We start from the raw sequence: 15,792 nt of genomic DNA on the forward strand, positions 1-15,792 counted from the left end.
TCAAGCGACAGCAAGATGATAGGCGAGCAACGCCCACATCAGCACGGTCATCAGCACGCCGACCATGAAGGCCGGCTGGCGATAGCGGATGCGGTTGCTGGTGATGTGGATCCAGGCGTGAACGTAGCGGCTTGCGACAAAGATCCAGGCGAGCAGCACGGCCGGCAGCGTCGCAGCTCCCGTCACATAGAGCGCCAGGCACGTGATGTGGAACAACACCGGCAATTCGAACTGGTTTTCCAGGTTGTTGCGCACGAACAGGCTTTCGGCCGGCTCGTCCCGATTTTCACGGAACTGCGAGATCCTTGCCGAGCCAGCCTTGACTGCATCCGCGCGACGGATGCCGAGCAGGACATAGACGATCGAGACCAACAGGAAATGGCCGATCATCGGCCAGAAGATGGCGGGATCATAGTGAGGGGTCATGCGTCTCAGCCTTCCGTTGGCGTGCTCGGTCGAAGCACGGTGAGGCGCAGAACGATGACGCCTGTGATGGTTACGAACATCAGCTTCAGCCGGATCATCCAGGGCAGCAGAAAGGCGAGAAGCGACGCGAAGGCGGCGGATGGTTCCGCAGGCGGAAAGAGCAACAGGCAGGAGACGTTTTCGGCATAGTCGCTCGCCATGTAGAGAAACGGCAAGGCGAGCAAGGCCGATGCGAGCCAGCCCGGAAGATGCGCGCCGCGCCATCGGGCGGCCGGAAGAAGTTGGCGCAGCAGAAGGAAGAGAAAGACGGCAAAGACGAGCGGAAAGACCATGTCGGTCGTCAGATGCATGGTCTTCAGCAGGGAGGCAGCCGCCTCGTTGCCGGCCAGGCGTTCGCGCAGGTAAAGCAGGCTTTCCGGCGTGGCGAAGACGTCCTTGTCCGGCATCACCGCATGCGGCAATTCCGAACCGAAGCGCCACGGAAACCAGAGACCGTTGATCGCAAAGAGAACGGCGCTGGCGAGCCCCGTCAGCCACAGGGCTCGCCGATTGTTCACATTATCGCCGTCCGGCAACAATCACATGCCGCCCGGATAGTTCGGGCTCTCGCGGGTGATTGTCACGTCGTGGGCGTGGCTTTCGCGCAGGCCGGCTCCGGAGATGCGCACGAAGGTCGCGCGCTTCTGGAATTCCTTGATGTCGCCGCCGCCGACATAGCCCATGGCGGCCTTCAGACCACCGGCGAGCTGATGCAGAACCGCGGAGACCGGCCCCTTGTAGGGAACCTGGCCTTCGATGCCTTCCGGAACGAGCTTCAGCGTGTCGCGAACCTCGGCCTGGAAATAGCGGTCGGCGGAGCCACGGGCCATGGCGCCGACGGAGCCCATGCCGCGATAGGCCTTGAAGGAGCGGCCCTGGTAGAGATAGACCTCGCCCGGGCTTTCGTCCGTGCCGGCGAGCAGCGAGCCGACCATGCAGGCAGACGCGCCGGCGGCGATCGCCTTGGCGAGGTCGCCGGAGAACTTGATGCCGCCATCGGCGATCACCGGAATATCCTGTGCCTGCGCAGCCTCGACGGAGGCCATGATCGCAGCCAGCTGCGGAACGCCGACGCCGGCGACGATGCGCGTCGTGCAGATCGAGCCCGGACCGATGCCGACCTTGACGGCATCCGCGCCGGCATCGATGAGAGCCTTGGTGCCATCGGCGGTGGCGACGTTGCCGGCGACGATGCGGACCGAATTGCTCATCTTCTTGACCGCGCTGACGGCATCGAGCACGCCCTGCGAATGGCCGTGGGCGGTATCGACGACGAGAACGTCGACGCCGGCATCCATCAGCCGCTCGGCGCGTTCCTGTGCGTCCTTGCCGACCGAGATGGCGGCGGCGGCGCGCAGACGGCCCTGGGCGTCCTTGGTGGCGTTCGGGTTGAGCTGCGACTTCTCGATGTCTTTGACGGTGATGAGCCCGACGCAGTGGCCGGCGTCATCGACGACGAGCAGCTTCTCGATGCGGTGATGATGGAGAAGGCGCTTGGCTTCCTGCTGCTCGACCGTCTCGCGAACCGTGATCAGGCCTTCCTTGGTCATCAGGTCGAAGATCTTCTGCGACGGATCGGACGCGAAGCGGACGTCGCGGTTGGTGAGAATGCCGACCAGCTTGCCGCGGCTGCCATTGCTGGCCTCGACGACCGGAATGCCGGAAATGCCGTGCGCCTTCATCAGCGCCAGCGCCTCGGCCAGCGTCGCCTGCGGGCCGATCGTCACGGGATTGACGACCATGCCGCTTTCGAACTTCTTGACTTGGCGGACTTCCTCGGCCTGCTGCTCGGGCGTCAGGTTGCGGTGGATGACGCCGAGGCCGCCTGCCTGGGCCATGGCGATCGCCAGCCGGCTTTCGGTGACCGTGTCCATGGCGGAGGAGAGGATCGGCAGATTGAGTTCGATATCCTTGGCAATGCGGGTCGCGATGTCGGTCTGCCCCGGCATGACCATGGAATGCCCCGGCTGCAGGAGCACGTCGTCGAAGGTAAGCGCTTCAGCGCCGGTTGCCGTGAGAATAATCTGTGCCATGCCAAATTCCTTTTAGAATAGGATCGTCACCGGCCTGATGATGTGAGTCGCTCAGTACGGAACCTTGCAAGAGATTCTTGGAAGTTGGCGAGGGCTGGTAACATGTTCATGACGGGAAGGGAAGAAGGCATTCCATTTTTCTGCCCTCCCCTCCTTTCCGTAGCCAGGAGCCCGGTAGTGGACGACAGACATATGATGCGCAACATCGGACCGAAATCTCGCAAGCTCCTGGAAGAGGTCGACATCTTCTCCCTCGAGAATCTGGCGGAGCTCGGCTCCGTCGAGGCCTATGCCCGCCTCCGTTTCCGTTTCGGCCGGCAAGTCAATCGCAACATGCTGCATGCGCTGGATGCCGCACTTTCCGGATGCCGGTGGACGGACCTGTCTGCCGAACGCAAGGCCGAACTCGACGCGGCTGTCGCCATACGCACGACCCAGATCGCCGGTCCGACCTTACCGGCGGATTAAATTCGTAAGCCAGCCATTCCATTTTCTGCAACTTCCGCTACTTTCCCCTCAGCTTCTCAACACCTTCGATCCCGCTCCGTCATGAACCGCTCCATTCCGCTGATCCTCGCCGTTGCCCTGTTCATGGAGCAGATGGATTCGACCGTGATCGCGACGGCGCTGCCGGCGATCGCCCGCGACCTGCAGGTCGAGCCGATCACGCTGAAACTGGCGCTGACCTCCTACATGGTGTCGCTCGCCACCTTCATTCCGGTCAGCGGCTGGATGGCCGACAAGTTCGGCGCCAAGCGGATCTTCCGCACCGCCATCGCCGTGTTCATGCTCGGCTCGATTGCCTGCGCCTTTTCCGGCAGCCTCCTCGCCTTCGTCGTCTCGCGCTTCCTGCAGGGCATGGGCGGCGCGATGATGACGCCGGTCGGCCGCCTCGTTCTCCTGCGCACCACCAAGCGCAGCGATCTCGTCTCCGCCATGGCGCTTCTGACCATACCGGCGCTGATCGGCCCGCTCACCGGGCCACCGGTCGGCGGCTTTCTCACCACCTATCTCTCGTGGCACTGGATCTTCTGGATCAACATTCCCTTCGGCATCGTCGGCATATGGGTCTCCGGCCTCCTGCTTCCCGACATTCCGACGCGCGGAACGCCAAAGCTCGACATACTCGGCTTCCTGCTGATCGTGATCACAACATCCGGAATCGTGTTCGGCCTGTCGGTGATCAGCCTGCCGGCGCTGCCGACCGCGGTTGGCGTGGTCGCGACGATCGCGGGGATTGCCAGCGGCGTCGCCTATGTCTTCCACGCAAGGCGGCACCCCGCCCCGATGCTCGACCTCAAACTGTTCGACAACAAGGTCTTTCGCGCGGCGGCATCAAGCGGCACGATCTTCCGGATTTCCACCGGCGCCGTCCCCTTCCTGATGCCACTGATGCTGCAGCTCGGTTTCGGGCTCAATCCATTCCAGTCCGGCATGATCACCTTTGCCGGCGCGATCGGCGCAATCATGACGAAGTTCATCGCCAAGCGCGTCTATGCCGCCGCCGGCTTCAAGGCGACGCTGATCACCGCGGCCATCACGGCGTCGATCGCAACGGCGGCCAACAGCCTGTTCACCGCCACGACGCCTTATGCCGTGCTGTTTTGCTTCCTGCTGATGACCGGCTTCTCCCGGTCGTTCTTCTTCACCGGCAACAATGCGATGAGCTATTCGGAGATCGAGGACGACCGGGCGAGCCAGGCAACGTCGATCTCCTCCGTCCTGCAGCAGGTGAGCCTGGCGCTCGGTGTCGCGGTGGCGGCGATGATCTTGGAGACGGCGACTTATTTCCGAGGCGAGGCCTTGTCGGTCTCCGACTTCCACCTCGCCTTCCTGCTGATTTCGATCTGGTCGCTCTGCGCCATCCTGCCGATCCTGAAGCTTCCCGGCGATGCGGGTGCCGCAGTTTCCGGCCACAGACGTCCGGCGGCAGGCGAATAGCCGGCGCTAGTCTTCCCCGGCGCCATCATCTTCGACCTGCCGGCCCTTGAAGCCCTTGGCAAGCAGGAACATCTCCACCGATTCCGAGCGCGACGCGCCGGGCTTGACGTGGACGACCTGACGGAAATTCTGCTTGAGGAAATTCAGGAGATCCCGCTCCGTGCCGCCCTGGAAGGTCTTGGCAAGGAAATGCCCGCCTTCGGCGAGAACCTCGACCGCGAAATGCGCGGCGACTTCGCAGAGATGCATGGTGCGCAGATGGTCGGTGCGGTGGTGGCCGGTGGTCGGCGCCGCCATGTCCGACATGACCAGATTGGGTGCGCTGCCGATCGCTTCCAGCAGCTTGGCCGGCGCCTCGTCGTCGAGAAAGTCCAACTGCAGGATGGTGACGCCGGGGATCGGCGTCATTTCCAGGAAATCGATCGCCGCGACGCGGATGTCTTCTTGCGTCGAATTGGTCACCTTGGCGGCGATCTGCGACCAGCTTCCGGGTGCTGCACCCAGGTCGATGATGCGCTTGGCACCTTTGAGGATCTGGTGCTTCTCGTCGATCTCCAGCAGCTTGAACGCCGCTCGGGCGCGATAGCCCTCGAGCTTGGCCCGCTGCACGTAGGGATCGTTGATATGGCGCTCCAGCCAGCGGCGCGACGAGGCCTTCAGCTTCGTCTTCTTGACCTTCTGGCCAAGCTTGCGACCGGTGCGATTGCCGCCTGTCGGTGGTTTCGTCATCCGTTCCGTCCGCCATTCCTGGGAGTGTTGAAGCGTCTGTTGCGCTGGCGCCGCCAGGCGCCGTCATCGGCCATCATGTCGGTGAGCAGGCCTTCGCGCAAACCGCGGTCTGCCACCCGCATGCGTTTCGACGGCCAGCGGCGGCGGATCGCCTCCAGAATGGCGCAGCCGGCAAGCACGAGATCGGCGCGGTCCGGGCCGATGCAGGGATTGGAGGCGCGCGCATCGAAATTCCACGAGAGGAGCCGCGCCTGCATGGCGGTGACATCGTCGTCATGCATCCACAGCCCGTCGACACGCCGGCGATCGTAGCGCGGCAGGTCGAGATGGACGCCGGCGAGCGTCGTCACCGTGCCGGAGGTGCCGATCAGGTGATAGTCGACGGCATCGTGGCCGCCCACCGGCGGCGGGCATTCGAAGCGCGACAGCATGCCTTCGACCTCGTCGACCATGGCGCCGAACACTTCCGGCGTGACGTCGCGGCCGCCGTGCTTTTCCGACAGCGTGACGACGCCGACCGGCAGCGAGGTCCAGTGGGTGATGTGGTTGGCAAGGCGCGTCGAGCGCCGGTCGGTGACGTTGATCACGGCAATTTCCGACGAGCCGCCGCCGATGTCGAACAGCACGACCGAGCGCGCGTCACGCTCGACCAGCGAGGCGCAGCCGGAAACGGCCAGACGCGCCTCTGTCTCGCGGTTGATGATTTCGAGTTCGAGGCCCGCCTCGCGCTTGACGCGCTCGAGGAATTCCACGCCGTTAGCGGCCGAGCGGCAGGCTTCGGTGGCGATCAGCCGCATCTTGCGGATCTGCTTGGCGGCGAGCTTGCCGGCGCAGATGCGCAGCGCCTCGACCGCGCGGTCCATTGCGTCCTCGGACAGCCTGCCGCTGGCGGCGAGCCCCTCGCCGAGCCGGACGATGCGCGAGAAGGCATCGACGACGCGGAATTGGCCGGGACGTCCCGGCTGGGCAATCAGCAGGCGGCAATTGTTGGTACCGAGATCGAGCGCCGCGTAAAGATGCGACGGAAAGGGTGCGCCCTGTGCCGGGCGCTGGTTCTGGCCGGCCGCGCGCGACGTCGGCGTGGCAGCGGGCGCGTCGGACGCATCGGGCCGCGGGCTCGCGGCCGGGCCGTTCATCGCCACCGGCGTGTGCGCCGGCATCAGCGGCCGACCCTGCAGGCCGCGCTTGTGGCGGTTCTTCTTGCGGTTCTTTCCGGAAGGCCCCTGCCCCGGGACCGGCTGCAAGGCCGTCGTGACCGCGAGCGCATCGGCGGTTTCCGGCCGGGCGCCCGGCGGCTTCTTGCCGCGCGAACGGCGACGCTTCTTGCGCTTGTGCGGCGGTGGTTCCGCGCCATCAAGGCTCTGGACCGGTGTCTGGCGTTCCTTCGGCCCGTTCTGGCCGGAATGCTCCTGTGACGGCCGACGCTTGCGGTTCTTCGACCGGCGGCTCCGACCCTGGCCCTGCTCCGAGCCTGAAGGCTCCGCATGACCGGCATTCACGAACGCCCCGGCATCTGACGGCTGTTGGCCGCTCTCGGGGTCTCTCACGTGTTCAATTCCAGTTACGCCGCGCTCGCCAGGTCTTCAAAGAGGGAGCTGCAGGCGTTCGTTTGATTTTCGTTGACGTGACAATATCAGGGCAGCACGGGATCGCCAACCGCTTTTTCGTCAACGCCGGCTGGAGCCGGGATCGCTGCCGATAGCAACACGTCAAAAAAAATCGTTTTGGGTATTTGCAAGCGCAATCGATTTGGTTATAAGCCGGCCACGAAGCGGACACGGTCGCCCCGGCGACATGCACAGTCTACCCCGTCCGCTTTGCCAGTCCGGGCTAAAACGTCCGCGACACATTGGGGAATAGGTTAACGGTAGACCCACGGACTCTGACTCCGTTAGTCCTGGTTCGAATCCAGGTTCCCCAGCCAATTCATATTTCTTCATAATTTTCAATGACTTAAGCGACCGGAACAAATAGCAACCGGAACAGTTTTCCGCATCACTTTTCCGGAGCACGGGTCCGCTGACCCTGCACCGCGGTCGCCTAACTGCACCAGGCATCCGTCGTTCTTGTATCCGCGGCTTCTGTTGTCTCAGATCGATCTGACACCTCTTTTCGCTCGCCAGCCACCTCTTCGGTTCGGAGCGGATGATGGACGAGGCCGGTCAGCGGCCATGAAATTGCACATAGGCACGGGCGGATCTCGTCAGACCAAACTCTGTTAGGTGCGTCCCTCTCCGCCCGCAATGATATCGATGACAATAGTCCAGATGCTCCAGATCCGAGCTCACCAATTACAATATGAGGCCGCTTGGGCTATAAGGTAGCTCCGGCGTGGCGAAGATCCGCAAGATCTGGTGATTGAGGATACCATGGTCAATTCCCAAAAAGGAAAAGGTGACGAAGATGCAGTCGCCGCTCCGCGTCGAGCAGAGCAGAACCGCACGCCTGAGGAGAACCTGGCCCCTACAAGAGAAGGTGCATTCGACATCGAGGCCTTTGCCGAAGAGGCCATCGCAAGACACCGCGTCATCTTTGACTATCTCGCGGGCAAATGACGGAATGACCTATTGCATCGGAATGATCCTGCGGCGGTCGCCGACAGGCACCAGGAGCCCAACCTAGAGTTCTCATCCCTCAGCCTGGTCTAGGCCTCAAGAATCGAACTCGCACAGCCGGCGATACTTTCTGTGCGAGAAGCGCGTGCGTGCCCCTCCTGGCTCGTTGACGCACAACGCCAAATGCCAAGCACCCCAGACGCGGTCGCCCTAGCGGCAGATAGCTTGAGAAACTCGATCCGCCGTTGTTGTGCGTAGTGCCGCTCTCTCGGGCCGACAGGAGGCCGCCTCCTGCCATCAGCTCGGCATATGCCACCAACTTCCTCGACATAGCCAGCGCCACCGGACCGGGGAACGGCAGCGATCCTAGGGATCGACCGACTGATCTACGGGTAGAACGGTAGCCACAGCGCCGCCTCGGCAACGAGGCTTGTTACCAGTTGCACGGCTAGGCATTTAGAGTTGATCACCCGTTGAAAAACTTGATCATCACTAAAGGGTATCGTATAGTCTTAATCACGAATTCCCCTACCCTTCCTACACGAGACCTACCCCTTATGACCACTTATCGCACATCAAAGCAGGCGATCGCCTATATCCGAGTATCCACTGACAAGCAGGGCGAAACGGGAATTGGCCTGGAAGGACAGAAGGCATCCATACGTGCTTATGCTGATGCGGCCGGCGTCGAGATTGTAGAGTGGTTCCAGGATGTGGCCAGCGGACGCGGCGAAAAGAACCTGGAACACCGGCAGGGTCTCCAGAGCGCACTCGACTTCGCTCAGACCCATGACACTGATCTTCTCGTGGATGGGCTCGATCGGCTGTCTCGCAGCACCAAGACCATCGAGCACATAATGCGCGAACGCAAGGTCATGGTTGTCTCGGTCTCAGAAGGGCGCACGAACAATCGACTAGTGCTCGCCAGCCGTGCCGCGCGCGCGGAGCTTGAAGGAAATATGATCTCGGAGCGGACCAAGCGCGCCCTTCACAGAAAGAAGGCTGAGGGCGTGAAGCTCGGGAACAGGACCAATCTCTCAGAGGCTCAGAAGCTTGGTGCGGATTCCAACAAGCGCCGGGCAGAGGAGAAGGTCAATGAGATCGCCTCGGCTATTCGGAAGAACGATTGGCAGGACCTCTCTGTGCCGGCTCTGGTAGACGCACTGAACGGCATTGGCTTGAAGACCAGCCGCGGCGAAGCTTGGACCGCTGCGGCTCTCCGCAAGCCCCGTAAGGCGGCGCTAGAGGCCATCAAGGCATCCACGCTCGCAGATTATAAGAACCATCCGAACTTTGGTCTTTTCTGAACCGTCCCGCGGTCTTCCAACAGCGGTCCATCGTCGTTTGGCTAGACGAACCGCTCCTGGCTCATGCTGCACTGGCCCGAGCGCCGGCTCTTAACCGCGTTGCGTCCGGCGACTTGCTAGCGGCACAAAAATCTTCCGTTATCCGTTATGTTGTTATTGACACGGTCCGTTAGGATGAAATACTAACGACTAACAACGGAGATTGGACATGGCACTCAGCAACGCAGAACGACAACGGCTTCACTACCAGCGCCAGAAGGACAAGAAAAAGAGAGAGCTTAAGCAACCAGACAGCGTGGAACTGGCAATACCCTCGGAAGACCCATTTTATGAGTGGTTCCAGGGACAAGCCGGCGGTTTCTCTGACTTCGCGCGGTGCTTCGACATTGCCGGCATGGAAGCACCCGATATTGATGATGACAGCGATCCCAAGTCCTTTTCGGGCGAGATCGAGCGCAGTTTCGAAGGAGCGCCGGAACGTAGCCCCTACGCTAACGGTGGCGGATCGCTCGCCAGGGCCGAGATCATGGTCGGCTGCCTGGTTGACGCGGCCTCAGAGCTCGCCCGCATCATCAACGAGTATAAGCGCAACCAGGTGACCAACCAGCTTCGGGAAATCGAGAATGCTGACTTTTCCGATCCCAGCGTCAAGAAAAACGCGCTGACAGAAGTGGTCCGGCTCCAAAAGATGATCGAGACCCTCGACAAGCAGGTGCGCTGGTCCTTTCCTCAATGGAAGCTGACAAGCGACTAGCTCGCTTCTGTCAACGGTGAGGCAGTGATGTAACAACAGGGGTCGGCGATCAAGGCACCTGCATCTGCCAACCATCCCCCAACAATAGCAACGGTTCTCCCTGGCATCACCTGCCGGCTAGCTGCCGCTCGCTTTCACGCCTGACCCAAATCCGCAATCGTTGCGGTTTGCCCACCGCACACCTATCAACCCAGGAGGCCTGACAATGACTGATCTTCACATTACCAACGACGAACTCAAAGACCTCGACTACACTAACGCTGAAAACATCGTGGACGTCGACACTCCGGAGCAATCGCCTGGTTCCGAGCCCTCAGTGCCGGCGAGTCCTGCCGTATTCGGCTTCGACTATTCTGGTGTGTCACTTAAAGTGGCGCAGGAGGCAGAGGCTGCTGCCATCCGAATCCGAGATCGCCACCGCCTCAGCATAATCGACACTGGACATGACCTGTGCGCTGTAAAGGATAAGCTTGAACACGGCCAGTTTGGAAATTGGCTAAGCTACCACTTCGGTATGTCTGAGCGCACTGCCCAGAACTATATGAACGCGGCAACTGTCTTTGGTTCAGCACCCAAGGTGATCGATGTGCTGCCGCCCGTGACCATCTACAAGCTCGCTGCGAAAGGCGCGCCAGAGGAGATCAGGCAGTCCGTCATTGACGCCGTAGATAAAGGCCTCCTCCTCGACCACAAGGAAGTCAATTCTCAAATTGCAACCGCGCAAAAGGAGGCACGCCAAAGGCGGGAAGAAGAACGCGCGGCGAAGCACGAGCAGCGTGCTTGGGAGAAGAATGAAAAGGCGCTGCGGGCTGAAGGCAAGACCGACGAAGAAATTAAGAATGAGCGCAAGCGGTGGGATAGGAAGATAGCACGCAAAGAACGTGACGCCGACAAGAAGGCTCTCGAGGCTAGCCAGCGGGAGGAAGCGGCATTGCAGCGGGAGGAGAGGTTGAACGGGATGGCAGCCAAGGCAGTAAACATCCTCAAGGCTCGGCTTGCCGCGGACTACGAGACGTTCCGAGATGCACTTCTGCAGCTTGATTATGTTCAATTAAAAACTGCGATGTTGAACGCCTAACTGGGTCGGAAAGACCGAGCCCGTCGATACTACCAGATTTCTGTCGACGGGCCGCATTCCGGTCTAGGCAGCCGCACATTCTTCGTGAACTAAAGCTCGCTTCCCAATTCAGCATCCTCCAGAGCCTGGCCGATGGCTCGCGCAAGTTCTGGTCCCAATCTTTGGTAACCGAGGAGATTTGCTACCGCACGTGTCAGATCCTCACGTGACATCTCGCCACTCTCCTTTACGATCAGCTCCGCAGCGGTGGTGATCTCCATTGGTGGCAAGTATTCGGCCTTGAGAAGCGCGCCTTCGACATTGGAACGGTCCCGGATCGGAATATCATCCTGTTGTTGAAGTGTGAATAGAAACTGCTCCTGCCGCCGTAAGTCAGAGCCTTGCCGCAGAGCATAATTTATCGCCTTGTTGGCGACCTCCTGGATTCGATTGCCGGTGCGGCTCTTGCCAAAAGCTGCAGCGATCCTCCGAGCCACCTCTTCTGCGTGGATTGGTCCTTCAATTTCAATTATCTGAGTGACCAGTTTAGCGAGATAGCCGATTGGCGCCTCATGCGGCTCACCGTTGAAATTGGCGATGGGTTCGGCTTTCCGATAGGGAGTCCCGGCAAGCACAAGATGATCGAGAGAAATCTCTTGTATTCCGCCTCCCGCTTCGACTGAGAAATCATCAGGGCTTTCAACTTGCGCTCCGGGAGCTTCAAATTTCGCCGAAGCGTCTAATGCCTCCCTCGCCTTAGCCAGAGTTTCCCTCAGTCGCTGAACTTCGCGCTGTCGATCATGAAACCAGTCTGTGCTCCAGATCCTATGAAATCGCCAACCAAGGCCCTCTAGAACCTCCTGGCGTAGTCGATCACGTTCACGCGCCCAAAGGGCGGAGTGGTAGGCAGCTCCATCACACTCTACAGCGAGTATGTATTGCGCGGGGCGTTCAGGATGACGAACGCCGATATCAATTCGGAAGCCTGATGACCCAACCTGCGGATCAGCTTCATACCCCAAAGAGCGAATAACTGCTGCAACATCTTCCTCGAAGGGGCTATCAGCGCCGAGACCAGTCGCAGCTTTCTCGTCCATGATGCCTGTTTTGGCAAAGTCCAGGAACCGCTTTAGAACTCGAAGCCCGTCGCGACTGGACCGACTTGGGTCGATGTCCGCAGGATCAAATGAAATGAAGACCTCACATCGCGTGCGTGCGCGACTGAACAAAACGTTCAATCGACGGCCGCCACCTTCTCCATTGATTGGGCCGAAGGCCATGCTGGTCAGCCTACCGCCGGCGACTTGGGGGCCATAACCCACAGATATCATGATGACATCTCGTTCGTCCCCCTGAACGTTTTCGATGTTTTTCACAAAGAAGTCTTCCGCTCCTCCTGCTAGCAGAAAACGATCAAGCGTCCCGTCAGCGCGACGCCTGTTTTCTATGACTTCTGTGATCATATCGGATTGTGCCTTTGAGAAGGCTACGACACCAAGCGACAGCTGCGGACATGACCTCGCATGCTGAGCAACCGCCGTTGCAATCTCTTCGGCTTCGATCCGATTGGTTCCTGCTCGCCCAAGACCGCTATTTTTGGGAGCGTAGACGCCCGCGACACGCTTCAACTTCAGGCCATAATTATCGTCGAGCTGCAGAGGAGACGGCGGAAGTATCAATTCGTCTTCATAAAACTCTGCGTTTGAAACGCGGATAAGGGACGGGTCTCTTGAACGGTAGTGCCAAGAAAGCATCCGTCGCTTGATACCGCGCGCTTCGCAGAGCGTGAGTATGCTCTCCATATCAGCCGCGTATGCTGGCGTTCCTTCATCTTCATCAACGTCAGTTTCTGCATCGTCAACCATTCTGTCGAAAAATGATGTGGGCGGCAGCTGCTTCTGGTCACCGACGACGACGACTTGCTTCGCCCGGGCTATGCACCCAAAAGAGTCCTCTGGACGAACCTGGGATGCTTCATCGATCACCAATAGGTCGAATTCGACTACCCCAGCTGGAAGATACTGTGCGACGGAAATTGGACTCATGAGCATAATCGGCTTGATACGCTGCACCATGGACCCTGCATTCTTCATCAGCCACCGAATGGGCTTATGTCCTTTCTTTCGCCCCACCTCTCCGCGGATGATCCCCATTTCGCCAATGGTCCCTCGCGGCACTCTGTTGCTATGCTCAAGCCGAACCAACTTCCGGCAATCGGAAATTCGATCTCGTTCCAACTGCGCAAATTCGTCAACAAGCGCATGCCGGTCAAGGTCGCGCAATTTCTCGATCGCGGGATATCGGCGGCGCGCTTCTGTCCAGCGGGCTTCTGCGCAAGCGAACATGTATTCATTGGTCGCTTCGGTTGGTGTCAGTTGTCCCTGGAGCAGTTTGTCCACGACCGCCTTAGCGCCAGCAACGGAGGCATTCTCAATGGCACGACACAAACCGACCCACGATGAATATGCTGGGATATCGTTTGCTATCCTCAGAAGATGCGAACTGAAGCTGGAGAGTTCCAAAACATCGATCTCTTCCTCAAACCCGACAAGACGAAGGTCGAGTTGAAGGCGCGCACAGATTGTCGCCAACGAAGGCCGAACGGAACTGACCTGTGATTGCAGCCGAGCTCCGATATCGACAGGATCTCCCAGGACTGAAAGGGCACGAGTTAACTGTGATGCTTCCTGAAAGGCTCCCGCCTTCTGTATAGCCGCCAGCCACTCACAGAGGCTCGAAACTTCTCGAAAATCTGTCTTCTCACCTCTCCAGTGTTCCTTAAGTTTAGCACTCAGCCATGCCTCCTCGGAGGCAAGCAGCGCACGCTTTTGTTGGACGTCAATAAGAATGTCCACTAGCTGGATGCGTTCCTCCGGCTGCTGAGGCAAAGGGCTGGACAAAAGGCTGGATAACTCTGCTGATGCTCGTCTATAAGACCCAAACCAGCGCTGCCAAATCGAAGCTTTGCCAGCCACCAGCGAACGGCGAATGGATGAGCATTCCGCTGTCCAGGCGGCTGCGGAGAACGTTTGCTCTGCTGCTTGGTATGCAGTCTGCCACAGAGAGCCTGTATTCAATGCCTCCTGTAGTCGAGGATCTTCGGCCAAGTCGAACAGAACTTCAATGTCGCGCGGCATGTTTACCGGCGCGTCAAGAAGTGTCGTTAGGCCCGTCGCCAATTTCTCAATATCTGAGATCTTGGTTGGGGCGATAGTTCCAACCGCATTCGCAATCTTGCTGCTGTCTGAAAGCAAATTTTCAATGGCGACTGCAACCGTTTTTACTTCCGCTTCAAGACGCGCAAGATCTGTAGGCTGGAGTTGCAGTGCCCTGACGCCGTTGAAAGGATGCCGCCCTGGCGCCCCCGCCTCCAATTGCGCTTGGGCGAGTTTGCCAAGCGCTTGTCGTCCCCTTTCGCGATCCACCGACCCAAGTTTTTCGAGCCCCTGCAGAGGTATAGACGGGGGACGCACGCCAGCGTTCATGAAGTGGATGATCTCTGCAAGTGCACCGAAAGCTGTGTCACCAAACGTGTTCACTGGTGAGTGGAGTAAGTCAGCCAATGCATTCAGTTCGTCGCGAACCTCATGAAGACGGTTCGGACTTGACACTCTGGCACCCCCGTGACCGGCTTTCGAAAGCGTGCGCCCTAGTTCCTGAACGACTGCCTTCTTATTTGCAGTTCTGGAATGCAATTCAAGACAGATATCCCGTAGCCCGCAGTTCACTAGACGGTTGTGAACCACGGATAGTGCCGCCATTTTCTCGGCCACGAACAGAACCGTCTTCCCATCATGCGCTGCGGCAGCAAGAATATTGGTAATCGTTTGAGATTTCCCAGTGCCTGGTGGGCCCTGCACGACGAGATCGGCACCGCGTCGGACCTCCTCGATGACCTTTGTCTGCGAGGCGTCGGCGTCGACGACTTGGATGATGTCCGCAGGGCTCAGCAGTTTATCCAGCTTCGCCCCGTCCGGAAAAGTTGGCTCCTCGTGCTCGAAGCCGTTCAAAAGCAGTCCATTGAGCAGTTTATGCTTTTCGAAAGCATCCCCTGGCCAGTTTTCCAGGTCAAGGTCGTGATGCATGAGCAACTTGGCAAAGGAAAAGAAACCAAGTTGCATGCCATCTCGGTCAACCGACCAAGCCAGCTGACCAGAGACCGCCTCTTGAACACTATCGAAATAGCCCGAGGGCAGCCACTCCTCGGTTTCCTCAATCTCTGGCAGCAGAATGCCAAAGTCTTGTCGTAGCCGCTCCTTCAAAGGCAGGTTCGTCGAGATTTCATCATCTCGCACCCTGAGATCATAGGATGAGGTCCGCTCATTGCGCACAAACTCGACCGGCAGCAAAATTAGAGGAGCCTCTCGATAGATCTCAGAAGACGGGCTTTCCTTCCATCTCAAAAATCCAAGCGCCAGGAACAGGATATTCAGCCCTTGCTCCTCTTCCGCTGTCCGGGCATCCTTCGCCATCCGAAGAAGCCTCCGTGCAAGGCCTTCTGGTCCAAGCGGAGTTTCCAAAACATCGTCGCGAAGGCGATCATCATCGACCGCATCATCGGGCACATACTCCGCAAGGTGCAGCCCATCATTCTCTTCAGACGACACCCGGTCCTTGCCCATGGCCTTGAAACGCATGCGCCGACCGCCGGTCTTGAGTATCCGATAGACCTCATCCGACTGCTCGTTGACGATATTGAGACTATTAGACCGGGTGTTCGCTCGGTTGACATGGACAAGGCGATTGCGTGTCCCGGTGTCTAGGAGCTTGCGCCTTGCATTGGCGAGAACATTTAGAAGGGACGAGTTTTCGATGGGCATGCTGATTCCAAATGCTTGTTTCTTACTCAATCAGTGAGAAAGTGCTTTGCAAGTTATCACCCAGAAGACGTATCAATTTCCATGAAAAATTTCGGATTTTCACGTCGATCGAAATTGCTTTCATTGGTGAT

12 protein-coding genes and 1 tRNA gene are annotated in these 15,792 nt (G+C 59.2%); 7 read left to right on the top strand and 6 right to left on the bottom strand.

Features of this window, described 5'->3' with window-relative positions; all coding sequences use genetic code 11:
- From NN662_RS15260 to guaB, 3 genes are read right to left on the bottom strand one after another with little or no spacing between them, the layout of a single operon-like run.
- A complete protein-coding gene (locus NN662_RS15260; protein WP_261931084.1) occupies positions 1-426 on the bottom strand; it encodes an MAPEG family protein in 426 nt (141 codons plus the stop codon).
- A gap of 5 nt (positions 427-431) precedes the next feature.
- Complete coding sequence (locus tag NN662_RS15265) at positions 432-983, bottom strand: hypothetical protein (protein ID WP_261931085.1); 552 nt, start codon at positions 981-983, stop codon at positions 432-434.
- A 21-nt stretch (positions 984-1,004) separates the two neighbouring features.
- The gene (guaB, locus tag NN662_RS15270; RefSeq protein ID WP_261931086.1) at positions 1,005-2,498 is read right to left on the bottom strand and encodes an IMP dehydrogenase; all 1,494 of its coding nucleotides are present in this window, start codon (positions 2,496-2,498) and stop codon (positions 1,005-1,007) included.
- A gap of 177 nt (positions 2,499-2,675) precedes the next feature.
- Between guaB and NN662_RS15275 the strand changes: the two genes are divergently transcribed.
- Positions 2,676-2,966 carry a TfoX/Sxy family protein gene (locus NN662_RS15275; protein ID WP_261931087.1) on the top strand — a complete coding sequence of 97 codons (291 nt, stop codon included), beginning with the start codon at positions 2,676-2,678 and terminating at the stop codon, positions 2,964-2,966.
- Between the two features lie 81 nt (positions 2,967-3,047).
- Positions 3,048-4,439, top strand: a complete 1,392-nt coding sequence (locus NN662_RS15280; RefSeq protein ID WP_261931088.1) for an MFS transporter — start codon at positions 3,048-3,050, stop codon at positions 4,437-4,439.
- Between the two features lie 6 nt (positions 4,440-4,445).
- On the opposite strand, the gene NN662_RS15285 is transcribed toward NN662_RS15280, so the two are convergent.
- Positions 4,446-5,168 (bottom strand): RlmE family RNA methyltransferase, encoded by a 723-nt coding sequence (locus NN662_RS15285; RefSeq protein ID WP_261931089.1) that lies wholly within the window; start codon positions 5,166-5,168, stop codon positions 4,446-4,448.
- On the bottom strand, positions 5,165-6,715 hold the full coding sequence (locus tag NN662_RS15290; RefSeq protein WP_261931090.1) for a Ppx/GppA phosphatase family protein: 1,551 nt from the start codon (positions 6,713-6,715) through the stop codon (positions 5,165-5,167). The genes NN662_RS15285 and NN662_RS15290 overlap by 4 nt, the downstream gene beginning before the upstream one ends.
- Before the next feature lie 303 nt (positions 6,716-7,018).
- On the opposite strand from NN662_RS15290, the gene NN662_RS15295 reads away from it, so the two are divergent.
- The 5 genes from NN662_RS15295 (at position 7,019) to NN662_RS15315 (ending at position 10,862) form a co-directional block, all read left to right on the top strand.
- Positions 7,019-7,092 (top strand) — tRNA-Gln (locus tag NN662_RS15295).
- A gap of 430 nt (positions 7,093-7,522) precedes the next feature.
- Positions 7,523-7,723: a hypothetical protein gene (locus NN662_RS15300; protein WP_261931091.1), complete on the top strand. Its 201-nt coding sequence runs from the start codon at positions 7,523-7,525 to the stop codon at positions 7,721-7,723.
- A gap of 557 nt (positions 7,724-8,280) precedes the next feature.
- Positions 8,281-9,030, top strand: a complete 750-nt coding sequence (locus NN662_RS15305) for a recombinase family protein (protein ID WP_261931092.1) — start codon at positions 8,281-8,283, stop codon at positions 9,028-9,030.
- Between the two features lie 208 nt (positions 9,031-9,238).
- A complete protein-coding gene (locus NN662_RS15310) occupies positions 9,239-9,784 on the top strand; it encodes a hypothetical protein (protein ID WP_261931093.1) in 546 nt (181 codons plus the stop codon).
- A gap of 205 nt (positions 9,785-9,989) precedes the next feature.
- Entirely contained in the window at positions 9,990-10,862 is an 873-nt protein-coding gene (locus NN662_RS15315; RefSeq protein ID WP_261931094.1) for a DUF3102 domain-containing protein, read from the top strand.
- A gap of 89 nt (positions 10,863-10,951) precedes the next feature.
- On the opposite strand, the gene NN662_RS15320 is transcribed toward NN662_RS15315, so the two are convergent.
- Positions 10,952-15,661: a DUF3320 domain-containing protein gene (locus tag NN662_RS15320; protein WP_261931095.1), complete on the bottom strand. Its 4,710-nt coding sequence runs from the start codon at positions 15,659-15,661 to the stop codon at positions 10,952-10,954.
- Positions 15,662-15,792: the final 131 nt, after the last annotated feature.

The sequence above is a fragment of the Rhizobium sp. NRK18 genome, assembly GCF_024385575.1.
In the GTDB taxonomy this organism is placed as follows: domain Bacteria; phylum Pseudomonadota; class Alphaproteobacteria; order Rhizobiales; family Rhizobiaceae; genus JANFMV01.

What these genes read in the sequence shown, in the direction of transcription:
- guaB (WP_261931086.1), bottom strand. Translation starts at nt 2,498, where the DNA reads ATGGCACAGATTATTCTCACGGCAACCGGCGCTGAAGCGCTTACCTTC.
- NN662_RS15320 (WP_261931095.1), bottom strand. Translation starts at nt 15,661, where the DNA reads ATGCCCATCGAAAACTCGTCCCTTCTAAATGTTCTCGCCAATGCAAGG.
- NN662_RS15310 (WP_261931093.1), top strand. Translation starts at nt 9,239, where the DNA reads ATGGCACTCAGCAACGCAGAACGACAACGGCTTCACTACCAGCGCCAG.
- NN662_RS15285 (WP_261931089.1), bottom strand. Translation starts at nt 5,168, where the DNA reads ATGACGAAACCACCGACAGGCGGCAATCGCACCGGTCGCAAGCTTGGC.
- NN662_RS15280 (WP_261931088.1), top strand. Translation starts at nt 3,048, where the DNA reads ATGAACCGCTCCATTCCGCTGATCCTCGCCGTTGCCCTGTTCATGGAG.
- NN662_RS15315 (WP_261931094.1), top strand. Translation starts at nt 9,990, where the DNA reads ATGACTGATCTTCACATTACCAACGACGAACTCAAAGACCTCGACTAC.
- NN662_RS15305 (WP_261931092.1), top strand. Translation starts at nt 8,281, where the DNA reads ATGACCACTTATCGCACATCAAAGCAGGCGATCGCCTATATCCGAGTA.
- NN662_RS15260 (WP_261931084.1), bottom strand. Translation starts at nt 426, where the DNA reads ATGACCCCTCACTATGATCCCGCCATCTTCTGGCCGATGATCGGCCAT.